Origin of the sequence: Variovorax sp. W1I1, from assembly GCF_030815625.1 — a bacterium.
Lineage (GTDB): Bacteria > Pseudomonadota > Gammaproteobacteria > Burkholderiales > Burkholderiaceae_C > Variovorax > Variovorax paradoxus_C.
Map to the genome: position 1 here is coordinate 614,041 of NZ_JAUSWZ010000001.1, position 21,395 is coordinate 635,435.

Consider the following 21,395-nt stretch of genomic DNA (forward strand, 5'->3'; position numbering starts at 1 on the left):
AAGAGAACAACAATCCGACGAACGAGCCGCTGCTGGCATCCCGGCTGGCTGTGGATGGCTTCCTGCGCGATGGCGAGCCTGGGCGCGGAGGCCGCGGGGCATTTCGACGTCGACGACGCGGGCACGCTCGATCCGGGCCAATGCCAGTACGAGACCTGGTGGGGCCGCACCGGTGTCGAGCCGGTCACGGGCTTTCACATCGGGCCGTCGTGCCGCGTCGGGCCTGTCGAGCTGGGGCTGAACGTCGACCGGCTCTCGGTTCAGGACGTACAGCGCGTTCATTCGATCACCGCTGGGCCGCAGCTCAAGTGGACCTTCCTGGGCCAAGCCGCAGATGCGCCGCTCAGCGCGGCGGTGTCGATGGGCACCGTGTCCGATCTCCGGCGCGGTGGCCGCATGGGCGGGCAGTTCGTGGTGCCGGTGACCTGGCGGCCCGTCGACAGCCTGCAATTGCACGCCAACCTCGGCGCGGACTGGGCGCTCGGCAGCGGCGTGCGCACGCCGCGCGGTGGCCTGGCCGCCGAGTGGGCCCTGACCGATGTCGTGTCGCTGATCGCCGAACGCAATCGCGCCTCGGGTGCCTGGACTTCGCGCGTGGGCGGCCGGTTCAGCCTCACGCCGCTGATCAGCGTGGACATCAGCGCCTCGCGCAGCCGCCCGCTCGGCGGGCGAAGCGTGACGGGCTTCGTGGTCGGCCTGAACCACGAGTTCAGCTGGAAGTGAATCGATCGGCCTATCGCAGATAGCGCTGCATGCGCTTCTCGTCCTCGGCCAGCTGCAGGCGCATGAGCGAGAGAAAGTCGCGCGCCGTCGCCGAGAGCACCTTGCCCGCCGGCAGCGCCAGGATGCAGGTGAAGTGCACGTCGATCGACAGCCGGCGCACCACCAGCCCGCGCTCCGCGTAGTCGAGCGCGGTGATCGGATTGACCAGTCCCACGCCCAGGCCGCGCAGCGCCATCTCGCACACGCTGGCCGCATAAGGCGTCTGCACCAGGACGCGCAGCGCCACGCCGTAGGGCGCCAGCGCCGCCTCGAGCCGCTGGTGCGAGGGGTCTTCGGGGTTGAGCGCGATAAAGGCTGCCTCTGCCAGCTGCTCCGGCTTGATGGTCTTGAAGCGCGCGAGCGCATGGCCCTCGGGCATCACCACCACGCCGGGAAAGCGCGAGAAGGTCGAGTGGTCGATGCCTTCGAGCGAGAGTTCGTCGGCCATGAGTCCGAAGTCGGAGATGCCCATCGCCACCCGGTCGCGCACGTCCTTGGAGCTGAGCACCTGCAGCGACACCTGCGGCCAGGGGCTCGCGCCGCGGTGTGCCTTCAGGCGGGCGAGGGCGCGCGGCATGAAGCCGAGGCCATAGGCCGGAAAGCAACTGAGTTCCAGCTGGGTGAGGCCGAAGTCGCGCAGGCTCTTCACGCGGTGCTCGATGGCGTCCATGCCGATGAACACGCGCTCCACCTCGATCCACAGCGCGCGCGCCTCGGGCGTGGGCACCAGCCGCCCGCCCGTGCGCTGGAACAGCAGCATGCCGGCCTGCGCTTCGAGCCGCTTGAGCGACTGGCTGATGGCGGGCTGCGTCACATGCAGCAAGGCCGCGGCCTTGCGGGTGGAGCTGCCGCGCATCAGCGCCCGGAACGTCTCGATTTCGGCGAATCGCATCGATGGCCACCGATAAGTTTATTTATCGATTGAGTATCTAAAGGTGCGTAATTTTATTTCCGAATGCATAAGATTTAGGCACAACCTCCAACCCCATCCCCTCGCTGTGACGCCCTCGCCAGTTCTGGACTTCAAGTTCGCCGCCTTGCCAGCGGAACCCTCGGCCCATCGTTCGGGGAATCCCGCCGCCTCCGCCTTGGCCCGCACGCTCAAGCCGGTGCGCAATTCGCACTTGCGGGGCCTGCAGTGCCTGCGCTGCGATGCGCTCTACCCGGTCACGCTGACGCACGACGGCTGCCCCGCCTGCAAGCGCGCGGGCTTTCACGTCGCATTGCGCGCGAGCTACCTGCCCGACCTGGGGAACGAGACAGAGCGAGCAGAAGGCCACGATGCGATCCCCATGCCCTATGCGTCGGGCTTCACCCTCGGCGAGGGCCAGACGCCGATGCTGGAAATGACGGAGCTGGCGCGGCATTTCGACGTCGCGCGGCTCGGCCTCAAGGACGAATCGAGCAACCCCACCGGCTCGCACAAGGACCGCATGACGGCGGTGGGCGTGGCGCAGGCGCTGGACTTCGGCGCCCACACACTGGTGCTCGCGTCCTCGGGCAATGCGGCGGTGTCGGCGGCGCACTATGCGTGGGCGGCGGGCCTGCGTTGCGAGGTCGCCACCTACGAAGGCATGCCGGCGACCTACTCGCGCCAACTCGATGCGCTGGGCGCGCGGCGCTATGTGTTCGCCGACAACGCCGGCCGCTGGGCCTTCGTGCGCGAGCGCTCGCAGTACCCCGGCTACTTCGCGCTGACCAATTACCGCCTGCCCGCGCTCGGCAGCGCGCCGCTGGCCATCGAGGGCTACAAGACCATCGCCCCCGAGTGCGTGGCCGACGCCGGCCTGCCGGACCACATCGTGATTCCCACCGCGCGCGGCGACCTCGCCTGGGGCATCTACGCGGGCTTTCGCGACCTGCTGGCCGCGGGGCGCATTCCGCGCCTGCCGCGGCTCTGGCTGGTGGAGCCGTTCCCGCGCCTCGCACGCGTGTTCGCGGGCGGCGCGATCAACGGCAGCTATCCCGGCCACACCGCGCAGTTCTCGACGGCGGGCGCCACCGTGACCTACCTGCAGTGGCAGGCCGCCACGGCGACGGGCGGCGGTGCGGTGGTGGTGAACGACGACGAAGCGCGCGCGGCGCGGCGGCTGCTCACGGCTGCCGGCGTGAGCGCTGAGCTGTGCGCGGCCGGCGGGCTGGCCGCGCTGCGGCAACTGCGCGAGAGCGGCGCCATCGCCGCTGACGCGCATGTGGTGCTGATGCTCACGGCCAACGCGTCGAGCGATCCAAGCTGGCCCGACCCCGCCGTCTGAACCCAAGGAGCCCACCATGCCGACGATTCATCGCCGGGCCTTTCTGGCCGCCGGCTCTACAGCCCTGCTCGCTGCAGCGCGACCTGCATGGGCTGCCTACCCCGAACGGCCCATCAAGCTCGTCGTGCCCTGGGCCGCGGGCGGCAGCACCGACGCCATCGCACGCGCCATGGCGCAGCGCATGGGCCAGACCATCGGCAGCCCGGTGATCGTGGACAACCGGCCCGGCGCGGCCGGGATGATCGGCACCGACGTGGCCGCCAAGGCGGCGCCCGACGGCTACACCATTGCCATCGTCGAGCTGCCGCACGCGATCGCGCCGGCGGTGACGGCCAAGCTGCCCTACGACCTGCTACGCGACTTCACGCCCGTGACCATGATCGGCACCTCGCCGCTGGTGTTCTTCGCGGGCATGGACGGGGACAGCAAGGACTTCAAGACCTTCATCAAGTCGGCCGCCGCCAAGTCGTCGCCACCGGCCATCGCGCACAGCGGTGCGGGCACTGTGAGCCATCTCGCGGCCGAGATGCTCGCGAGGCGCACGAACATCCGTTTCAACATGGTGCCGTACAAGGGCTCGGCGCCGGCGCTGACCGACGTGGCGGCCGGCACGGTGGCCGGCCACTTCGCGACGCTGGCCAGCGGCTCCAGCCTCGCGGGCGGCAACAGGATCCGGCCGCTGCTCGTCACAAGCACGCAGCGCGTGAACATCGCCGGCCTGCAGAACGTGCCCGCGCTCGCGGAGAACAACCTCAAGGGCATGGAGATCGACCAGTGGTGGGCCATGGTGACGCCGGCCACGACGCCACTGGAGGTGATCGAGAAACTGCGCCGGGAAGCCATCGCAGCGCTCGAGCATCCCTCGGTGAAGGAGCGGATGGCGGTGCTGGGCGTGCAGATGAAGGGATCGACGCCGGGCGAACTGCGCGCGTTCCTGCGCTCGGAGGCGGAGCGTTGGCAGAAGGTGGCGCACGAGGTCGGCCTGCAGCCGCAGTAAGCCCGGCCGCTCTCGCTCTATTTATTACTTGGCGTCGCTGTACACGGTGGCGCGCGAGACGCCCATGTGCGCTGCGGCGATCTCGGCGCCGCGGCGAATCTCCAGGAAGCCGGCCTTCTTCAGCTCCTGCACGAGCTGCTTGCGATCCGCGGGCTTGAGTGACCGCGAACTGGTGGCGCGCGACGCGGCGAATTCGTCGATGCGCGCGTGGATTCGCTCCGAATGGCCAGCGCCGGTGTCCAGGCTCTCGTGCACCTCGCGGTCGTCGATGCGCGTGAACTGCGAGATCGCGCCCTGGAAGCTCTGGAACAGCGTCAGGTCGACGTTCAGGCACAGCGCGGCTACGTACTCGCCGCTCTCGTCCTTCACGCCGATAGAAGTGCTCTTGACCTTGCGGCCGTCGGAAAAGGTGTTGGCGTAGTTCGAAATCACCGCCGGGTACTCGGGGTCGCGGATGCGCGCGAGGCCGAGTTCGGTGACCGCTTGGCCGACCTGCCGCCCGCTCAGGTTGTTCTCGATCGCGTAGATCGCGTTCTTTGGATTGCTGAGGTCGTGCACCACGACCTCGCAGAAGGGCGCAAAGGTCTCGCCGAGGCCTTCGGCCATGTTGCGCAGCATCTCCAGGAGCTGCTTGTTGGACTTCTTCTTCATGGCGGGAATGTATCCAGTTCTGGACGAAGAATCCAAGTTGTACAGAAAGTCCATGTCTGGATGTATTATCCAAATCCAGAAAGATCCTCCAGGAGAACCGCGCATGACACGCCAGGAAACCGCACGCTATATCGATCCCCGCACTGGCCGATACCACGACCTCTCGGAACGCCGCTGGCGCTCCGACGACGGCAATCCGATGATGGTGACGCCGCTGCCGGGCATCACGCGCGACGATATCGATGCGCGCGAGCGCTCGGTCTGGCGCTATCGCGCGGCGCTGCCGGTCGTGATCGACCAGCCCGCGAGCATGGGCGAGGGCTGTACGCCGCTGGTGCAGAAGCGCTGGGGCGCATTCGAGCCGCACTTCAAGCTAGAGTGGTTCAACCCGACCTGCAGCTTCAAGGATCGCGGCGCGTCCGTGATGATTTCGTTCCTGCGCCAACTGGGCGTCGACGCGGTGCTGGAAGACAGTTCCGGTAATGGCGGTGCGGCCATTGCCGCCGCGGGCGCGGCGGCGGGCATCAAGGTGAAGGTGCTCGCGCCGAGCTACACGCCGGCGCCCAAGGTGGCGCAGATCCGCGCTTTCGGCGCCGAGGTGCAATTGGTGCCGGGACCGCGCGAGGAGTCGGAATACGAGGCGGTGCGCCAGTCGGAATCGATCTTCTACGCGAGCCACAACTGGCATCCGTTCTTTCTGCAGGGCACGAAGACGCTGGCCTATGAGCTTTGGGAAGACCTGGGCTTCGTCGCGCCCGACAACGTGGTGATTCCGGCCGGCGCGGGCAGCAATGTGCTCGGGTGCTGGATCGGCTTCAAGGAGCTGCTGGCCGCGGGGCAGATCGCGAAGCTGCCGCGGATCTTCGTGGCGCAGCCGTTGAACTGCTCGCCGGTGGATGCGAGCTTCGTCGCGGGCGTGGACACGCTGGTGGATCGCATCGTGAAGCCGACGATCGCCGAAGGCACGGCGATCAAGCGGCCCGTGCGCCTGCAGGAAATCCTTCAGGCGCTGCGCGAGACGAACGGCAAGACAGTGGCGCTGACCGAAGAGCAGATCGCGGCAGCGGTACGTCGGCTAGCTTCGACGGGGCTGTATGCCGAGCCGACTTCCGCGACAGCGGCTGCGGCCATCGATGTGCTGGCGGAGCGGGGCGACATCCAGGCTGGCGAAACCACGGTTGTGCTTCTGACCGGCACCGGCTTGAAGTCGACGCAGTTCATGACCGAGCTTTTCGGCGGCACTGCCGCCTGAATTACCAGGGCCAGGCGAGGCGTGTGCCTGTGCCCGTGGCGGCCGCGCGTTCGTGAAGCAGGCGCGCGACCGTCAGGTCCTGGAGTGCGAGGCCGGTCATGTCGAAGACGGTGATGTCGCTGTCAGCGCGAGTCAACGAGGTCTTGCCGCTCAGCAGGTCGCCCAACTCGGTGCTCGGCGTATCGGGCGCCCATTGGGTTTCACCGATCTGCTGCGCCTGCGCGCGGTCGTCGACGAAGAGGCGCACGCGCGGCAACAGGCCTTCAGGGAGTTCGCGCTTGCCTCGGGTGTCAGCACCGACGCAGTTCAGGTGCGTGCCGGGCTGAACAGCTTCCAGGTCGAACAGTGCGCCGCCGCCAGGTGTTGCGGTGATCACGATGTCGCTCTTTGCGATCGCGGCGTTGCGGTCGGTGGCGGGCGCGATGCTGCAGCGGGCTGTGAAGCTGTCTTCGAACGCGGTGTTGCGCTGTCCATCGGCGCCCACGTAGCGCACTTCGCGCAACGAGGGCATCAGACGCAGCGCGAAGTCGAGTTGGATGCGCGCCTGCACGCCGGTGCCGAAGATGCAAAGCCGCGTGCTGTCGGGCCGCGCGAGTTGCTGCAGGCCGAGCCCGCCCGCCGCGCCGGTGCGCACGGTCGTGATCGCGTTGCCGTCGATCACGCACAGCGGCCGGCCCGTGGCGGGGTCGATCAGCAGGATCGTCGCCTGGTGCGGCTCGCCGCCGCGCTGCCGGTTGGCAGGCCAGAAGCCCGCCGCCTTGAAGCCGAGCAGGCCTTGCGCCTGCACGTCGCCCGACTTGATGCCGAACACGCCACCGGTGGAAAGCGGCTCGCGAACGACCGGGAAGACGCGGCCTTCGCGGTCGCTGTGGAGAACGAAGGCCTCACGTGCGGCACGGAGCACGTCGTCGGGAGAGAGAAGGGCGTTGACCTGGTGCTTGTCGAGCAGCAGGAGGAGTGCGTCGGCGGGCGACGTCGAGGGTGTCATCTGGAAATATTATCTACTTCCAGACGAAAAATCAATTCAAAGCGCCTGCCGGTCGGTCAGCGGCCCGTGTGCACCTTGATGCGGATCGTCGCCACATCCCAACCCCTGTTCTTGAGCCGCGTAACAAGCATCGGCGCGAGTTGCCGCAGCTTGGCGGCCGCGGCGCTGCCTTTGACCAGCAGGCACCACACGTCGCCCTCGGCGGGCCCGGCCTGCACGGCACTGCGCATGGCGGGTGGAATCAGTCCTTCCACGGCTTTCAGGCGCTCGGCGCTGTCGCGCGCGCGCGCCATCAGGCCGCCCAGCGTGGGCGAGCCTTCTGCAGCCTGGTGCAGGCTGATGGCGGGGGCGAGGCGGCGATACATGAGTAATCCTGAGGACAGAAACAAGGCAGCTAAAATGCCCGGTTTGCCGGCGTTCGCGCCGGGAAAAAGGCTGCTCGAGGTCGAACTTGATTTCGAAACGAGCGCGCCCAACTGCTTTCACCATATCTTAGGGAATCCGGTCGCAGTGCCTGTCGTGTCAGGCGCCCGCCCATCTCCACCCAATGGCAACCAACTTCCTGACCCAGATCTTCGGCAGCCGCAACGACCGGCTCCTCAAGCAGTATCGCAAGACGGTGGAACGCATCAATGCGCTCGAACCCGAGTTCGAGAAGCTCAGTGACGACGCGCTGCGCGCGAAGACGCAGGAGTTCAAGGACCGGGTGGCCAAGGGCGAATCGCTCGACGCCCTGCTGCCGGAGGCCTTTGCCACGGTGCGCGAAGGCTCCAAGCGCATCATGAAGATGCGCCACTTCGACGTCCAGCTGCTCGGCGGCATGGCGCTGCACAACGGCAAGATTTCCGAAATGCGCACTGGCGAAGGCAAGACGCTGACCGCCACGCTGCCGGTGTACCTGAATGCGCTGTCCGGCAAGGGCGTGCACGTGGTCACGGTGAACGACTACCTCGCCAGCCGCGATGCCAAGTGGATGGGCCGGCTCTACAACTTCCTGGGCCTCACGGTGGGCATCAACCTGCCGCAGATGCCGCGGGAAGAGAAGCAGGAAGCCTACGGCAGCGACATCACGTACGGCACGAACAACGAGTACGGCTTCGACTACCTGCGCGACAACATGGTGTACGAGCCGGGCGACCGGGTCCAGCGCGTGCTGAACTTCGCGATCGTCGACGAGGTGGACTCGATCCTGATCGACGAAGCCCGCACGCCGCTGATCATCAGCGGCCAGGCCGAAGACCACACCGACCTCTACCTCGCCATCAACAAGGTGGTGCCGCTGCTCAAGAAGCAGGAAGGCGAAGCCGACCCGCGCACGGGCGAAGGCGTCACGGTGCCGGGCGACTTCACGGTCGACGAGAAGACGCACCAGGTCTTCCTGACCGAAGACGGCCATGAGAACGCCGAACGCATCCTGGGCGAGCTCAAGCTGATTCCCGAAGGCGCGTCGCTTTACGACCCGGCCAACATCACGCTGATGCATCACCTGAATGCGGCGCTGCGTGCTCGTCACCTCTACCACCGCGACCAGCACTACGTGGTGCAGCAGGGCGAAGTGACCATCGTCGACGAATTCACCGGCCGCCTCATGACGGGCCGCCGCTGGAGCGACGGCCTGCACCAGGCCGTGGAAGCCAAGGAAGGCGTCGAGATCCAGGCCGAGAACCAGACGATGGCCTCGATCACCTTCCAGAACTACTTCCGCCTGTACGGCAAGCTGGCCGGCATGACCGGCACGGCCGACACCGAGGCCTACGAGTTCCAGGAAATCTACGGTCTCGAGACGGTCATCATTCCGCCCAACCGCATCAGCAAGCGCGAAGACCAACTCGACCGCGTCTACAAGACGACGCGCGAGAAGTACGAAGCGGCTATTCAAGACATCCGCGAGTGCTACGAGCGCGGCCAGCCAGTGCTGGTGGGCACCTCGTCCATCGAGAACTCCGAAATCATCGACGGCCTGCTCACGCAGGCGGGGCTGCCGCACCAGGTGCTCAACGCCAAGCAGCATGCGCGCGAAGCCGACATCGTGGCGCAGGCCGGCCGCACGAAGATGATCACCATCGCGACCAACATGGCCGGCCGCGGCACCGACATCGTGCTGGGCGGCAACATCGAGAAGATGATCGAGGCCATCGAGAACGACGAAGGCCGCGACGAAGCGACCAAGCAGGCCGACATCGCGCACGTGCGTGCCGAGTGGACCAAGGACCATGAATTCGTCAAGTCGCTCGGCGGCCTGCGCATCATTGCCACCGAACGCCACGAGTCGCGCCGCATCGACAACCAGCTGCGCGGCCGTTCGGGCCGACAGGGCGACCCGGGTTCTTCGCGCTTCTACCTGAGCCTGGACGATCCGCTGATGCGCATCTTCGCGGGTGACCGCGTGAAGGCGATCATGGATCGCCTGAAGATGCCCGACGGCGAGGCCATCGAGGCCGGCATCGTCACCCGCAGCATCGAGAGCGCGCAGCGCAAGGTCGAGGCGCGCAACTTCGATATCCGCAAGCAATTGCTCGAATACGACGACGTGTCGAACGACCAGCGCAAGGTGATCTACCAGCAGCGCAACGACATCCTCGATGCAACCGACCTCACGGCGCAGATCGCCGCGCTGCGCGAAGGCTGCTTCATGGACGTGGTGCGGCAGTACGTGCCGGCCGAATCGGTCGAGGAGCAGTGGGACCTGGAAGGGCTCGAGAAAGCGCTCTTCAACGAGTGGGGCCTGGACATGCCGATCAAGAAGGAGGTCGAGGCCTCCGACGCGATCTCCGACGAGGACGTGCTCGAGAAGGTGGTCAAGGCCGCCAACGAAGCCTTCGACGCCAAGGTGGCGCTGATCGGCCAGGAAAACTTCACCCAGTTCGAGCGCATGGTGCTGCTGCAGAGCATCGACACCCACTGGCGCGAACACCTGGCCTCGCTCGACTACCTGCGCCAGGGCATCCACCTGCGCGGCTATGCGCAAAAGCAGCCCAAGCAGGAATACAAGCGCGAAGCCTTCGAGCTCTTCGGCCAGTTGCTCGACTCGGTGAAGAACGAAGTCACGCGCCAACTCATGACGGTGCGCGTGCAGTCGGGCGAGCAGCTCGAGGAAGCCGCCGAAGCCATGGAAAGTCGTGGCGAGAACGTGGCCAACATCACCTACTCCGCGCCGACCGAGACCGGCGAAGTCGAGGTGCGCGTCGACGAGGACAACCAGCGCCGCCTCGCGGCCATCGGTGCGGGCGCCCTGAGCGCCGAAGCCGCCGCCTTCGCGCGCGTCGGCCGCAACGACCCGTGCCCTTGCGGCAGTGGCAAGAAATACAAGCAATGCCACGGCAAGCTGAGCTGAGGACAAAGCTCTCCCCCAGGCTTGCCCACTTCGTGTGGCCGCCAACCCCCTCGCCGGGGGCAATACCAGCGGCCCGGCAAAGCCGGTTCCGCGGTATTTCTGGCGACGGAGAGTGTGTCTTGTCGGTGCCGGTGAAAAGTTGATACGCAAGAAGGAATAAGTGCCATGCCCGTGAACCTGTCCGCCCCTGATCCCGCTGCCTTGTTCGCGGTGCCCGGCGTCCGCATCGGCGTAGCCGAAGCGGGCGTTCGAAAGGCCAACCGCAAGGACCTGACCGTCGTGCTGATCGACGAAGGCTCTGCGGTCGGTGGGGTGTTCACCCAGAACCGCTTTTGCGCAGCGCCGGTGCAGGTCTGCCGCGATCACCTGGCTGCCAACTACGGCATCCGCGCAATGGTGATCAACACCGGCAACGCCAACGCCGGCACGGGCGAAGACGGCCTGATGCGCACGCGCTCCACCTGCATCGCGCTCGCGCGCAAGCTGGAGATCGCGCCCGAGCAAATCCTGCCGTTCTCGACCGGCGTGATCATGGAGCCGCTGCCGGTGGACCGCATCGAAGCCGGGCTGCGCGCAGCGCTGGCTGACGCTTCGGAAAATCACTGGGCACGTGCCGCCGAAGGCATCATGACCACCGACACGATCCCCAAGGCGTTCAGCCAGAAGGTCCAGATCGGCGGCGCCACCGTCACCATCACCGGCATCAGCAAGGGCGCCGGCATGATCCGCCCGAACATGGCGACCATGCTCGGCTTCATGGCGACCGACGCGAAGATCGATCCGTCGCTGATCCAGCCGCTCGCCAAGCTGCTGGCCGATGGCTCGTTCAACCGCGTGACCATCGACGGCGACACCTCGACCAACGATTCGTTCGTCGTCATTGCCACGCAGAAGGCGGCGCACGCGACCATCACCTCGCTCGAATCCGCTGACGGTCAGGCGCTGGTGGCGGCCATGCAGAACGTGGCGCGTCTCCTGGCGCAGGCCATCGTGCGCGATGGCGAAGGTGCGACCAAGTTCATCACCATCCAGGTCGAAGGCGGCCGCGATGCTGCCGAGTGCAAGCAGGTGGCCTATGCGATCGCGCATTCGCCGCTGGTGAAGACCGCGTTCTATGCCAGCGACCCGAACCTGGGCCGCATCCTGGCCGCCGTCGGTTATGCGGGCATCGCCGACCTCGACCAGACCGGCATCGACCTGTTCCTCGACGACGTGCACGTGGCGGTCAAAGGCGGGCGCAACCCGTCGTACCGCGAGGAAGACGGCCAGCGCGTGATGAAGCAGAGCGAGATCACGGTGCGCGTCGGCCTCGGCCGCGGCAACGCGAGCGAAACGGTGTGGACCTGCGACTTCAGCCACGAATACGTGACCATCAACGCCGACTACAGGTCATGAACGAGCAGTTCCAGAAGCTGATCGAGCGCGCCGAGCAGCTCATTACCCGCATCGAATCGATCCTGCCGCAACCGCTGTCGGCACCGGCGGACTGGAACGCCTCCATCGCCTGGCGCTACCGCCGCCGCAACTCCGGCCATGGCGTGCTGGAGCCGGTGAAGCATGTGGCCACGATGGCGCTCGATTCGCTCAAGGAAATCGACGTCCAGAAGGAAAAGATCGAGCGCAACACGCGCCAGTTCGTCGAAGGCAAGCCGGCCAACAACGTGCTCTTGACTGGCGCGCGCGGCACGGGAAAGTCGTCGCTGATCCGCGCCTGCCTGCAGGCCTATGCGCCGCAGGGGCTGCGCCTCATCGAGGTCGACAAGGCCGAGCTGGTCGACCTGCCCGACATCGTCGAGGTGGTCTCGCTGCGTCCCGAGAAGTTCATCGTTTTCAGCGACGACCTGAGCTTCGACGAGGGCGAGCCGGGCTACAAGGCGCTGAAGTCGATCCTGGACGGATCGATCGCGGCATCCACGCCCAATGTGCTGATTTACGCGACCAGCAACCGGCGCCACCTGCTGCCCGAGTACATGAAGGACAACCTCAGCTACACCCACACCGAGGACGGCGAAGTCCACCCGGGCGAGGTGATCGAGGAGAAGATTTCGCTGTCCGAGCGCTTCGGCCTCTGGGTGAGCTTCTACCCGTTCAGCCAGAACGAATACCTGACGATCGTGGGGCAGTGGCTCTCGTCGTTCGGCGTGGACAAGGCCGCCATCGAGGCGGCGCGGCCCGAAGCGCTGGTCTGGGCGCTCGAGCGCGGTTCGCGCAGCGGCCGCGTGGCTTATCAGTTCGCCCGCGACTACGCGGGCCGGGGTGCCGCGTGAACGCAGAAGACAAGGGTGCGCGCAAGCACACCGAGGTCGCGGTCGGTGTGCTGATCCGTCTCGCCGACGATGCGCTGCTGCTCTCGACCCGCCCCGAAGGCAAGGCCTACGCGGGCTACTGGGAGTTTCCGGGCGGCAAGATCGAAGCCGGTGAAACGGTTGAAGAAGCCCTGCGGCGCGAACTGCAGGAAGAGCTCGGCATCACCATCGAAGGCGCTTCGGTCTGGAAGGTCACGGAGCACGACTATCCGCATGCGCTGGTGCGCCTGCACTGGTGCAAGGTGACCGCCTGGACCGGCGAGTTCGAGATGCGCGAAGGTCAGGCGATGGCGTGGCAGCAATTGCCGCTCGATGTGGCGCCTGTGCTGCCGGGTGCGCTGCCGGTGCTCGAATGGCTGGTGCAGGAGCGTGGTCTGCCCGCGTCGGCGGCGCTGGCCGTCTCTACGCTGGCCTGATGGGGTCGACCGGCCGCCACGACGGCCGCAAGTCGCTCGAGGCCTGACCCCGAAGATGCATCCCAAGTACCGCCCCGACATCGACGGCCTGCGCGCCGTCGCCGTCGCGTCGGTGCTGGCGTTCCACGCGTTCCCCGATGCGCTGCCCGGCGGCTTCATCGGGGTCGACATCTTCTTCGTGATCTCGGGCTTCCTGATCACGACGATCATCATGCAGAGCCACGCGGCGAGCGACTTCAGCTACCGCGACTTCTATGCGCGGCGCATCCGGCGAATCTTCCCGGCGCTGATGCTGGTGCTGGCCGCCACGCTGGCCTTCGGCTGGTATGCGCTGTTGCCACGGGAGTTTGCCGAGCTCGGCAAGCAGGCGGCGGGCGGTGCCGCCTTCGTGGCCAACTTCATCTTCTGGGGCGAGTCGGGGTACTTCGATACCGCGGCCGAGACCAAGCCACTGCTGCATCTCTGGTCACTGGGCATCGAGGAGCAGTTCTATATTTTCTGGCCGCTGCTGCTGGGCGTGGCGTGGCGTCGGCGCTGGCCGATGGTGCGGCTGCTGTGGGTGATCGCCGTGGCGTCGTTCCTGGTCAATGTGACGACGATCCATCCATTCCGCGAGGCGGCGTTCTATTCGCCGCTGTCGCGCTTCTGGGAACTGATGGTGGGTGGCATCCTGGCGTGCATGCGGCTGAAGCCTGTCGCGCCGAACGTGTGGCGCAGCCATCTCCAGTCGGTGCTCGGTGTGGGGCTGATCGTGCTGGGGCTCGTGATGACGCGCAGCGACAAGGCCTTCCCGGGCTGGTGGGCGCTCCTGCCGACGCTGGGGGCGGTGAGCTGCATTGCGGCTGGTCCGACCGGGGTGCTGAACAAGTACGTGCTGTCGAACCGGGTGATGGTGTGGATCGGCCTCATCAGCTATCCGCTCTACCTGTGGCACTGGCCGCTGCTGGTGTACGCGCGGATCGTGGAGGAGGGTCATCCGTCGGCGTGGGTGCGTGCGGGCGCGGTGGTCGCGAGCGTCTTGCTGGCGTGGGCCACCTACCGTTTTCTTGAACGTTTCACCCGTGCGCGCACGAACGTCGGCATGCTGCGCACGCTGGCGGGTTCCGGCGTGGCGGTCGCGCTGGTCGGCGTGCTGGCGCTGGGCGGCATGCCGCCGCGCAACGGCAGCGACCTGCTGCGCAAGGTGACCGATGCCACGGTGGACGACAACTACTACGACGGCTTCAAGCAGGAAAAGCTCGGCGCGCACAAGGTCGAGCGCACCGGCAACGGCGCGCGCAAGGTGCTGCTGATCGGCGACAGCCATGTGCAGCAGTACGCGCCGCGCGCATTGGAACTCGCACGCAGCGCGCCCGGGGAGATGGCCACGGCGTACTTCGCGACCTACGGTGCCTGCCCACCCGTGCCGGGCGTGCTGTCGGACGGCAACGAAGGCTGCGACAAGGCGCGCACCGGCATGCTCGAACTGGCGCTGGACCCGCAGATCGACGCGGTCGTCGTGGGCGCCTGCTGGAACTGCTACTTCACCGGGAATTTCCCGTTGGCTTTCTACTTTCAGGACGGTGCCTCGGCCTATCCGATCAACAACGGTGGCCCGGGGCTCGGACGCTCGCTCGACGCGCTCGAAAAGCTGCTGACCACGCTGGTCCAGAGCAAGAAGAAGGTGTATCTGCTACTGGACAACGCGCGCAGCGTGGAGTTCGAGCCGCGCCGCCTGATCGAAGGCAGCCGCATGGGGCAGATGACGGCGCTGACCAGCACCACCACTGGCCCGCTGCCGCCTGAGCAGGCGCAGCTCAACGAGCGGTTGAAGCGCATTGCTGCATCGAGCGGCGCGGAGGCCATCGACGTGCTGGCGCAGCTTTGCGAATCGGGTGAGTGCGTTCGGTCCATGCCGGACGGCACGCCGGTGTACAAGGACCGCGAGCACCTGCGGCCCTTCTACGTGCGGGAGCACGCGGGCTATCTGGACAAGGTGTTTCTCGGGGACGGCGGCCGCTGAAGCGGTGGCGCTCTGCCTACTTACTGAAGCTTGGGGTCGCCGAACGGATCGTCGTCTGGCGGTGCTTCGGCGGGCATCCGGAATTCCTCGCTGGCCCAGGCGCCGAGATCGACGCCCTTGCAGCGCGCGCTGCAAAACGGCCGGTAGGCGTTCGAGGGTGCGTAGATGCTGTCGCCCCCGCATGCGGGGCAGCGCACGATCCGCTCGCCTTTGTCGTTCACCTTCCCGGTCATGCGCAAAGCGTCAGTTCGAAGGGCGCGTCTTCCGTGCTCTGGTGCAACCGGTCGTCGGCCTCGTGCCGCATGAGCCGGACCGAAACCATGAGGCGATTGCCGCTGATTTCGGGGACCAGGCCCAGCCGGGGATCGATGCGCAGGCGCAGCAACTGAAAGCTGCGCCCCTGCGGCAGGTTCTGCTGGAACTGCCCGTGCGTGGCAATGACCTTGTAGGGTACATCGGCGTCGCGCAGCAGCTTGAGCAAGAGGTAGATGGAGGAGGCCAGCGGCGAGAGCGTGTTCGACCAGCGCTCCAGGTCCGCGCGGCGGCTGGCCGGCGTGCGGTGCTGCCAAGCGTAGTAGGCGGGGAGGTCGAACTCGCAGGTGCCGCCCGGAATGCCGGCACGGCTGCGGATGCTCATGAGCCACTCGTTCTCCGTCAGCGACTGGCCCGCCTTGCCAGTGACGCCGTTGAGCGCCGCGAAGTTGCCTTCGAGCTGGCCGACCACCTGGTCGAGCACGGTTTCAGCGATGGCCGGATTGCCCCGGTAGCTGTTGAAGACGTTCTTGTGCTTGTCGAGATCACGCAGCACATCGGCTTTGAGATCGGCGCGCGCCGCCACGTCCATGATCTCGAAGATCGTGACCAGGGCGTAGTGATGGGACAGCGGCGATTCCGAGGGCACCAGTTCCCCGAGGCGACGGAACAGGTGTTCCAGCCTCAGGTAGGTGCGGATGCGCTCGTTGAAGGGGTACTCGTAAAGGATCACGCGTGTTTGCCGGTTTCCTGTCGCGGGATCATAACTTCAGGGTGATTTGGAAGGGGGCGTCGGAAGCACCTCGCGCACGGCGGCCAGCATGCGGTCGCCGAGCAGGAGCTGTCCGTGCATCGACATGTGAGTGTCGTTCGAGAAATAGAAATCGCGAACCTGAGAGTGTTTCTCACGTGTAAAAGCGAAGAGGTCGGGGCCCGTCAGCTTCGATTCGCGGAAGCCCGTTTCGAAATCCTTCGAGTAGTCGGGCTTCAGGTACACGGTGGTCTTGTTGGGAATCACCATCCACATGATCGGGATGGCCGTGTGCGCCGCTGTGAAATTCTTCATCCAATCGAGGTGCGCGAGGGTGAGCGGACCGTTGTCCTCGTCCTCGGCGAAGAAGGGCATCTTGTCGCATGCGTGATGCGAGAAATACTTGCAGCCATTCGGCACCGGACGCACCCAGGTGTTCCAGTCGAAGTAGGTGTCGGTTGCAGACTTTTTCGCTTTCCACGTGTTGTAGTACGTGGTGATGCCGGTCATGAACTGGACGTTCCAGTTGGGCGCTGGGTCGGGCACGGTCTCGTCCGGCTTGACGAGCGGATGCGGCATGGCGTCGTAGGGCATGCGCATCTTCTGGCACTTCGCGCTGTCTTTGGTGCGGTCGCCCAGCAGGCGCTCGACGCTCTCGATGATGATCAACTTGCCCTTGAAGCCCGAGCGCTGGATCCATTGGTCGAAGTCGCCGCACAGCGCGTTTTCGTACTGACCCCAGTAGCTGGTCGAGACGCGATAGCCTGCCGCAACCAGCTTCGACTGCCAGCGGAAGGTCATGGAGAAGCTGTCGCCGATGACCATGACGTCGGCCTGATCGACCGGCGTGCCCTTGAGCAATGCGGGGTCGACCTTCGGGGGCGGGGCGGTCCAGCCGAATTCACGCTCGGACAGCCGCCCGATGCGCGTCAGGTCGCCGTAGGGAATGGGGCTGGTCAGCGAAACGATCCACAGCCCCATCAGCACGATGTAGCCGATGAAGAAGAACCGCAGCCAGACTTTCGCGGGCATCGTCATGTCGAATCAGAATTGGAAGTAGAGGAACGGGCTGTAGTTGCCCAGCTTCGAGACGCACCAGGCGAACAGCGCGAAGGTGCCGATGGCCAGGACCGCGGTGCAGAGCCACGCCATGGCCGGGCGGCCTGCCACGGCCTTCGGATGCGGAATCCAGCGCTCCAGCGTGATCGTCGGCGGCAGCGCCAGGCAGATGACGATGCCCACCAGCAGGGTCTGGAAGAACTCGGGCTTGCGGAACGGCACCGGGCCCAGCTCGCTGAACGCCGACGGCGGCGCACCGTGCAGGCCGAGCATGCCCTTGTAGATGGCCATGGCCGTGTGCATGCCGTCGGCCCGGAAGACGATCCAGGCGATCACCACGCACAGGAAGGTCAGGAACCAGCCGAGCACGCGGGCGATGCGGCCGGGCGTCGCGTTGCGCCGCACCTTGGCGTTCCAGAGGTGGTTGATCATGAGGAAGATGCCGTGCAGGGCGCCCCAGATCACGAAGGTCCACGCGGCGCCGTGCCAGAGGCCGCCCAGCAGCATCGTGAGGAACAGGTTCAGGTAGCGTCGCGCCGGACCCTTGCGGTTGCCGCCCAGCGGCACGTAGAGGTAGTCGCGCAGGAACGTCGACAGCGAGATGTGCCAGCGGCGCCAGAACTCGATGATGTTGGTCGACTTGTAGGGCGAGCGGAAGTTGAGCGGCAGCTGCACGCCAAGGCACAGCGACAGGCCCACCGCCATGTCCGAATAGCCCGAGAAGTCGAAATAGATCTGCAGCGTGTAGGCCAGCGCACCGAACCACGCGGTGTACAGCGTGGGCTCGATGCCCTTGTGCACGCCGTTGAACATCATGTCGGCGTACTGGCCCAGGGGGTCGGCGATCAGGAGTTTCTTGGCGAGGCCGAAGACGAAGATTGCGATGCCGATCGCCACCTTGTTCGGGTCGAGCCGGTAGGTGGCGCTGTTCGCGAACTGCGGCATCATCTGCGCGTGATGCAGCACTGGGCCCGCGATCAGGTGCGGGAAGTAGGTCACGAACAGCAGGTAATGGATGAAGCTGCGCTCGTGCACCTTGCCCTGCCAGCAGTCGACCAAGAAGGCGATCTGCGTGAAGGTATAGAACGAGATGCCGATCGGCAGCACGATGTGCACCAGCTCGATGGGCGTGAGGCCCGCCGCGACCAGCCCGGCGTCGACATTTTCAAGGAAGAAGTTGGCGTACTTGAAGACGGCCAGCACGCCCAGGTTGACCACCAGTGCTGCAATCAGCAGCGTCTTGCGCTTGCGGTCGTCGCGGCCCGGCGCGGGCGACAGGTGCAGGCCGAACCAGTAGTTGACGCAGATCGAGCCCAAGAGCAGCGGCAGGGCCTGCACGCTCCACCAGCCGTAGAAGAAGAGCGAAGCCAGTGCGAGGAAGCCGGCTGCGGCGCGGGCGTTGCGCTTGCCGATCAGAAAGAACCCGATCAGGACCAGCGGGAAAAAGACAAAAATGAAGGGATACGAGTTGAAAAGCATCTCGGGGAGGGCACTGCGGCGAGCGCCTTTTTGTCGTAATCGTTATGCAGCCGCGGCGGCGGCAGGTCTCGGATTATCGCGTGGTGGCCGCAGCCCACTGCTTCCAGAGACCCCGCACCTCGGTTTCGAGTTCCGCGAGCGTCATTGACTCGTTGAAGATGACCGCGTCCGCGGCAGCCCGGCGCAACCGGCGCGGGGCCTGCTGGGCGATCACCGCATTGACCGCTTCGGGCGTCCAGCCCGAGCGCGCGACGACGCGCAGGCGCTGGGTGGCTTCGGTGGCGTCGACGACCAGCACCCGGTCCACGATCGCGCGCCAGCGCCCGGATTCGACAAGCAGCGGTACATCGAACACCACCACGGCGTCTTCGCCGGCGGCTGCGGCTTGGCGCTGGGTTTCGGTGCCGATCAGTGGGTGCAGGATGGACTCGAGGCGGCGCTTGGCGTCTGCATCGGCGAACACGATCTGGCGCATGGCGGCCCGGTCAAGGCCGCCGTCCGGGGCGATGACGCTGCGACCGAATGCGGCCTCCAGGGCCGGCATCGCGATGCCGCCAGCTTGCGCGATGCTGCGCGCGATCGCATCGGTGTCGACCAACACGGCGCCTTGAGCGACCAGCAGCCCGGCCACAGTGCTCTTGCCGCTTCCGATGCCGCCCGTGAGGCCGATGCGCCGCACCATGTGTGGTGTCAATGGATCAGCGCGCCGAGAGGAAACGCGAAGGGGACCCATTGCCTCACGAGTTCGGGACCGATCACCAGGCAGACGAGGCCCGCACCTGCCAGGAAGGGCCCGAAGGCGATCGGGATGTCCTTGTGCGCCAGCTTGCCGACGAAACGCAGCGTGAGACCGATCACCGCGCCCACCAGCGAAGAGACAAGGATGATGGCGATGAGGTAGTCGGCCCCGAGCCAGACACCCAATGCCGCAAGCAGTTTGAAGTCCCCATAACCCATGCCTTCCTTGCCCGTGACGAGGCGGTAGGCATGGTACACAAGCCAGAGGCTCAGGTAACCGAACACGGCGCCCCACACGGCCGAGCTCAGGGGGACACCGGTCCAGCCCATGGCTGCGCCAATGAGGCCGAGCCAGAGCAGGGCGTAGTTCAGCGAATCGGGCAGGAACTGGGTGTCGAAGTCAATCAGGAACTGGCAGATCAGCAGCGCGGCGAACGCTGCCCACAGCGCGCCGGTCGGCGTAATGCCGAAGCGCCAGCCACACAGGGCGAAGAGGGCGCCGGTGACCAGTTCGACCAACGGATAACGCGGGCTGATCGAGGTCTTGCACGATGCGCAGCGGCCGCGCAGGAACAGGTAGCTCAGAACAGGGATGTTCTGGTACCAGCGGATCTTGTGGCCGCAGGCGCCGCAGCGCGAGGCGGGGCGGGTGAGGTCGAACGGCGGAAGCTGCTCGATGGCAACGGCGGCCTTGTCTGCTGCCGCCTCGAGTCCCTCGGGCGGCGTGGCCTTTGGGCCGAAGACCAGCGACCAAAGCGAGGGCACATCCTTCGACGTCATCAGGTTGGCGACGGCATCGGACAGCCACTCGCGATACATCATGACCGGCGTTCGGTAGATCACGACGTTCAGGAAGCTGCCGATCAATAGCCCCAGCACGCCGGCCAGGACGGCGTCGAACCCTTGCGAAACCGGCATCAGACGACTTGGCCGAGCTTGAAGATGGGCAGGTACATCGACACCACGATGCCGCCGATGATGGTGCCGAGGAACACGATGATGATGGGTTCCATCAGGCTGGAGAGGCCGGCGACCATGTCGTCCACTTCGGATTCGTAGAAGTCCGCAGCCTTGCCCAGCATGTGGTCGATGGAGCCGGACTCCTCGCCGATGGCGGTCATCTGGATCACCATCGAGGGGAAAAGATTGACGTTGGTCATGGCCGCGGTGAGGCTGGTGCCTGTCGAGACTTCCTGCTGGATCTTGGCCGTGGCATCGCCGTAGACGGAGTTGCCGGAAGCGCCTCCCACCGAATCCAGGGCTTCGACCAGGGGCACGCCGGCAGCAAACATCGTGGCAAGCGTTCGCGTCCAACGTGCGATGCAGGATTTTTCAATCAACGTGCCAAAAATCGGAATGCGCAGAACCAGGCGGTCCATGAACTTCTGCATGCGCTCGTTGCGCTTCCATGCCTGCATGAAAAAGTAGAGCCCGCCGCCGATGCCCCCGAAGATCAGCCACCAGTAAGAAACGAAGAACTCGCTCATGGCCATCACGAACAGCGTTGGCGCCGGCAGGTCAGCGCCGAATGACGTGAATACCTGCTTGAAGGCTGGAATCACGAAGATCATGATGATCGCGACCACCACGAACGCGACAACGACAACGGAAGTCGGATACATCAAGGCCGACTTGATCTTGGACTTGATCGCTTCCGTCTTCTCCATGTAGGTGGCAAGACGGTCCAGCAGATCCTCCAAGATGCCGGCTGCTTCGCCTGCTTCCACCAGATTGCAGTACAGGTTGTCGAAATACTTGGGGAACTTGCGGAAGGCTGCAGAGAGGGATGTACCTGTCTCCACGTCGCTGCGGATGTCGTTGAGCAGCTTCGCAACGCTGGCATTCGCATTGCCGCGTCCAACGATGTCGAAGGACTGAAGCAATGGCACGCCAGCCTTCATCATCGTCGCCAATTGGCGCGTGAAGATCGCGATGTCCTTGGGCTTGATGGCCTTGCCCGAGCGCATGCGGCGCTTCTTGATCTTGCTCGCGAGCACCCCCTGACGTCGCAGCGCGGCCTGCACCTGGTTTTCGCCTGCGGCCCGAAGTTCGCCGCGCACCAGCTTGCCGTTTCGGTCCTTGCCTTCCCACTCGAAGACAAATTCCTTGTGCGTGACCTGGGAGGAGCGGGAGGATGCCACTGTTGCCATTCG

General features: G+C 65.8%; 20 protein-coding genes. 9 read left to right on the forward strand and 11 right to left on the reverse strand.

Features of this window, described 5'->3' with window-relative positions; translation table 11 throughout:
• Window positions 1-54 precede the first annotated feature (54 nt).
• On the forward strand, window positions 55-723 hold the full coding sequence (locus tag QFZ83_RS03005) for a hypothetical protein (protein WP_307502482.1): 669 nt from the start codon (window positions 55-57) through the stop codon (window positions 721-723).
• 10 nt (window positions 724-733) lie between these two features.
• On the opposite strand, the gene QFZ83_RS03010 is transcribed toward QFZ83_RS03005, so the two are convergent.
• Complete coding sequence (locus QFZ83_RS03010; RefSeq protein ID WP_307502485.1) at window positions 734-1,654, reverse strand: LysR substrate-binding domain-containing protein; 921 nt, start codon at window positions 1,652-1,654, stop codon at window positions 734-736.
• Window positions 1,655-1,760: 106 nt separating this feature from the next.
• On the opposite strand from QFZ83_RS03010, the gene QFZ83_RS03015 reads away from it, so the two are divergent.
• Both QFZ83_RS03015 and QFZ83_RS03020 read left to right on the forward strand, forming a co-directional pair.
• A complete protein-coding gene (locus tag QFZ83_RS03015) occupies window positions 1,761-3,017 on the forward strand; it encodes a pyridoxal-phosphate dependent enzyme (RefSeq protein ID WP_307502488.1) in 1,257 nt (418 codons plus the stop codon).
• A 16-nt stretch (window positions 3,018-3,033) separates the two neighbouring features.
• Entirely contained in the window at window positions 3,034-4,014 is a 981-nt protein-coding gene (locus QFZ83_RS03020; protein WP_307502491.1) for a tripartite tricarboxylate transporter substrate binding protein, read from the forward strand.
• Window positions 4,015-4,038: 24 nt separating this feature from the next.
• On the opposite strand, the gene QFZ83_RS03025 is transcribed toward QFZ83_RS03020, so the two are convergent.
• Window positions 4,039-4,665, reverse strand: coding sequence for a transcriptional regulator (locus tag QFZ83_RS03025; RefSeq protein WP_307502493.1), 627 nt, complete (start codon window positions 4,663-4,665; stop codon window positions 4,039-4,041).
• A 103-nt stretch (window positions 4,666-4,768) separates the two neighbouring features.
• On the opposite strand from QFZ83_RS03025, the gene QFZ83_RS03030 reads away from it, so the two are divergent.
• The gene (locus QFZ83_RS03030) at window positions 4,769-5,917 is read left to right on the forward strand and encodes a threonine synthase (protein ID WP_307502497.1); all 1,149 of its coding nucleotides are present in this window, start codon (window positions 4,769-4,771) and stop codon (window positions 5,915-5,917) included.
• A 1-nt stretch (window position 5,918) separates the two neighbouring features.
• On the opposite strand, the gene QFZ83_RS03035 is transcribed toward QFZ83_RS03030, so the two are convergent.
• Window positions 5,919-6,905, reverse strand: a complete 987-nt coding sequence (locus QFZ83_RS03035) for an ornithine cyclodeaminase family protein (protein WP_307502501.1) — start codon at window positions 6,903-6,905, stop codon at window positions 5,919-5,921.
• Between the two features lie 56 nt (window positions 6,906-6,961).
• On the reverse strand, window positions 6,962-7,270 hold the full coding sequence (locus tag QFZ83_RS03040) for a hypothetical protein (RefSeq protein ID WP_206175215.1): 309 nt from the start codon (window positions 7,268-7,270) through the stop codon (window positions 6,962-6,964).
• A 182-nt stretch (window positions 7,271-7,452) separates the two neighbouring features.
• On the opposite strand from QFZ83_RS03040, the gene secA reads away from it, so the two are divergent.
• The 5 genes from secA (at window position 7,453) to QFZ83_RS03065 (ending at window position 14,963) form a co-directional block, all read left to right on the forward strand.
• Window positions 7,453-10,239, forward strand: a complete 2,787-nt coding sequence (gene secA / locus QFZ83_RS03045) for a preprotein translocase subunit SecA (protein ID WP_307502507.1) — start codon at window positions 7,453-7,455, stop codon at window positions 10,237-10,239.
• A gap of 165 nt (window positions 10,240-10,404) precedes the next feature.
• Window positions 10,405-11,634 carry a bifunctional glutamate N-acetyltransferase/amino-acid acetyltransferase ArgJ gene (gene argJ / locus QFZ83_RS03050; RefSeq protein ID WP_307502510.1) on the forward strand — a complete coding sequence of 410 codons (1,230 nt, stop codon included), beginning with the start codon at window positions 10,405-10,407 and terminating at the stop codon, window positions 11,632-11,634.
• The gene (locus tag QFZ83_RS03055) at window positions 11,631-12,506 is read left to right on the forward strand and encodes an ATP-binding protein (protein ID WP_307502513.1); all 876 of its coding nucleotides are present in this window, start codon (window positions 11,631-11,633) and stop codon (window positions 12,504-12,506) included. Before argJ ends, QFZ83_RS03055 begins: the two co-directional genes overlap by 4 nt.
• Window positions 12,503-12,961, forward strand: a complete 459-nt coding sequence (locus QFZ83_RS03060; protein ID WP_307502516.1) for a (deoxy)nucleoside triphosphate pyrophosphohydrolase — start codon at window positions 12,503-12,505, stop codon at window positions 12,959-12,961. Before QFZ83_RS03055 ends, QFZ83_RS03060 begins: the two co-directional genes overlap by 4 nt.
• 55 nt (window positions 12,962-13,016) lie before the next feature.
• Window positions 13,017-14,963 carry an acyltransferase family protein gene (locus QFZ83_RS03065; RefSeq protein WP_307502519.1) on the forward strand — a complete coding sequence of 649 codons (1,947 nt, stop codon included), beginning with the start codon at window positions 13,017-13,019 and terminating at the stop codon, window positions 14,961-14,963.
• 20 nt (window positions 14,964-14,983) lie between these two features.
• Here the strand turns inward: QFZ83_RS03065 and QFZ83_RS03070 are convergent, their stop codons facing one another.
• The 7 genes from QFZ83_RS03070 to QFZ83_RS03100 form a co-directional block, all read right to left on the reverse strand.
• Complete coding sequence (locus tag QFZ83_RS03070; RefSeq protein WP_306881715.1) at window positions 14,984-15,196, reverse strand: DNA gyrase inhibitor YacG; 213 nt, start codon at window positions 15,194-15,196, stop codon at window positions 14,984-14,986.
• On the reverse strand, window positions 15,193-15,948 hold the full coding sequence (zapD, locus tag QFZ83_RS03075; RefSeq protein ID WP_306881716.1) for a cell division protein ZapD: 756 nt from the start codon (window positions 15,946-15,948) through the stop codon (window positions 15,193-15,195). Before zapD ends, QFZ83_RS03070 begins: the two co-directional genes overlap by 4 nt.
• A gap of 36 nt (window positions 15,949-15,984) precedes the next feature.
• Complete coding sequence (locus QFZ83_RS03080) at window positions 15,985-16,998, reverse strand: hypothetical protein (RefSeq protein WP_307502521.1); 1,014 nt, start codon at window positions 16,996-16,998, stop codon at window positions 15,985-15,987.
• A 12-nt stretch (window positions 16,999-17,010) separates the two neighbouring features.
• Complete coding sequence (locus QFZ83_RS03085; RefSeq protein ID WP_307502524.1) at window positions 17,011-18,504, reverse strand: MBOAT family protein; 1,494 nt, start codon at window positions 18,502-18,504, stop codon at window positions 17,011-17,013.
• A gap of 73 nt (window positions 18,505-18,577) precedes the next feature.
• Entirely contained in the window at window positions 18,578-19,186 is a 609-nt protein-coding gene (gene coaE / locus QFZ83_RS03090) for a dephospho-CoA kinase (protein ID WP_307512616.1), read from the reverse strand.
• 8 nt (window positions 19,187-19,194) lie between these two features.
• Entirely contained in the window at window positions 19,195-20,160 is a 966-nt protein-coding gene (locus QFZ83_RS03095) for an A24 family peptidase (protein WP_307502527.1), read from the reverse strand.
• Window positions 20,160-21,392, reverse strand: coding sequence for a type II secretion system F family protein (locus QFZ83_RS03100; RefSeq protein ID WP_306881721.1), 1,233 nt, complete (start codon window positions 21,390-21,392; stop codon window positions 20,160-20,162). Before QFZ83_RS03100 ends, QFZ83_RS03095 begins: the two co-directional genes overlap by 1 nt.
• Window positions 21,393-21,395: the final 3 nt, after the last annotated feature.

Bases quoted from the DNA above. Each gene is read 5' to 3' on its own strand.
- QFZ83_RS03005 (WP_307502482.1), top strand. From the start codon at position 55: ATGGCTTCCTGCGCGATGGCGAGCCTGGGCGCGGAGGCCGCGGGGCAT.
- QFZ83_RS03010 (WP_307502485.1), bottom strand. From the start codon at position 1,654: ATGCGATTCGCCGAAATCGAGACGTTCCGGGCGCTGATGCGCGGCAGC.
- QFZ83_RS03020 (WP_307502491.1), top strand. From the start codon at position 3,034: ATGCCGACGATTCATCGCCGGGCCTTTCTGGCCGCCGGCTCTACAGCC.
- QFZ83_RS03025 (WP_307502493.1), bottom strand. From the start codon at position 4,665: ATGAAGAAGAAGTCCAACAAGCAGCTCCTGGAGATGCTGCGCAACATG.
- QFZ83_RS03030 (WP_307502497.1), top strand. From the start codon at position 4,769: ATGACACGCCAGGAAACCGCACGCTATATCGATCCCCGCACTGGCCGA.
- QFZ83_RS03035 (WP_307502501.1), bottom strand. From the start codon at position 6,905: ATGACACCCTCGACGTCGCCCGCCGACGCACTCCTCCTGCTGCTCGAC.
- QFZ83_RS03040 (WP_206175215.1), bottom strand. From the start codon at position 7,270: ATGTATCGCCGCCTCGCCCCCGCCATCAGCCTGCACCAGGCTGCAGAA.
- secA (WP_307502507.1), top strand. From the start codon at position 7,453: ATGGCAACCAACTTCCTGACCCAGATCTTCGGCAGCCGCAACGACCGG.
- argJ (WP_307502510.1), top strand. From the start codon at position 10,405: ATGCCCGTGAACCTGTCCGCCCCTGATCCCGCTGCCTTGTTCGCGGTG.
- QFZ83_RS03055 (WP_307502513.1), top strand. From the start codon at position 11,631: ATGAACGAGCAGTTCCAGAAGCTGATCGAGCGCGCCGAGCAGCTCATT.
- QFZ83_RS03065 (WP_307502519.1), top strand. From the start codon at position 13,017: ATGCATCCCAAGTACCGCCCCGACATCGACGGCCTGCGCGCCGTCGCC.
- QFZ83_RS03070 (WP_306881715.1), bottom strand. From the start codon at position 15,196: ATGACCGGGAAGGTGAACGACAAAGGCGAGCGGATCGTGCGCTGCCCC.
- QFZ83_RS03080 (WP_307502521.1), bottom strand. From the start codon at position 16,998: ATGCCCGCGAAAGTCTGGCTGCGGTTCTTCTTCATCGGCTACATCGTG.
- QFZ83_RS03085 (WP_307502524.1), bottom strand. From the start codon at position 18,504: ATGCTTTTCAACTCGTATCCCTTCATTTTTGTCTTTTTCCCGCTGGTC.
- coaE (WP_307512616.1), bottom strand. From the start codon at position 19,186: ATGGTGCGGCGCATCGGCCTCACGGGCGGCATCGGAAGCGGCAAGAGC.
- QFZ83_RS03095 (WP_307502527.1), bottom strand. From the start codon at position 20,160: ATGCCGGTTTCGCAAGGGTTCGACGCCGTCCTGGCCGGCGTGCTGGGG.
- QFZ83_RS03100 (WP_306881721.1), bottom strand. From the start codon at position 21,392: ATGGCAACAGTGGCATCCTCCCGCTCCTCCCAGGTCACGCACAAGGAA.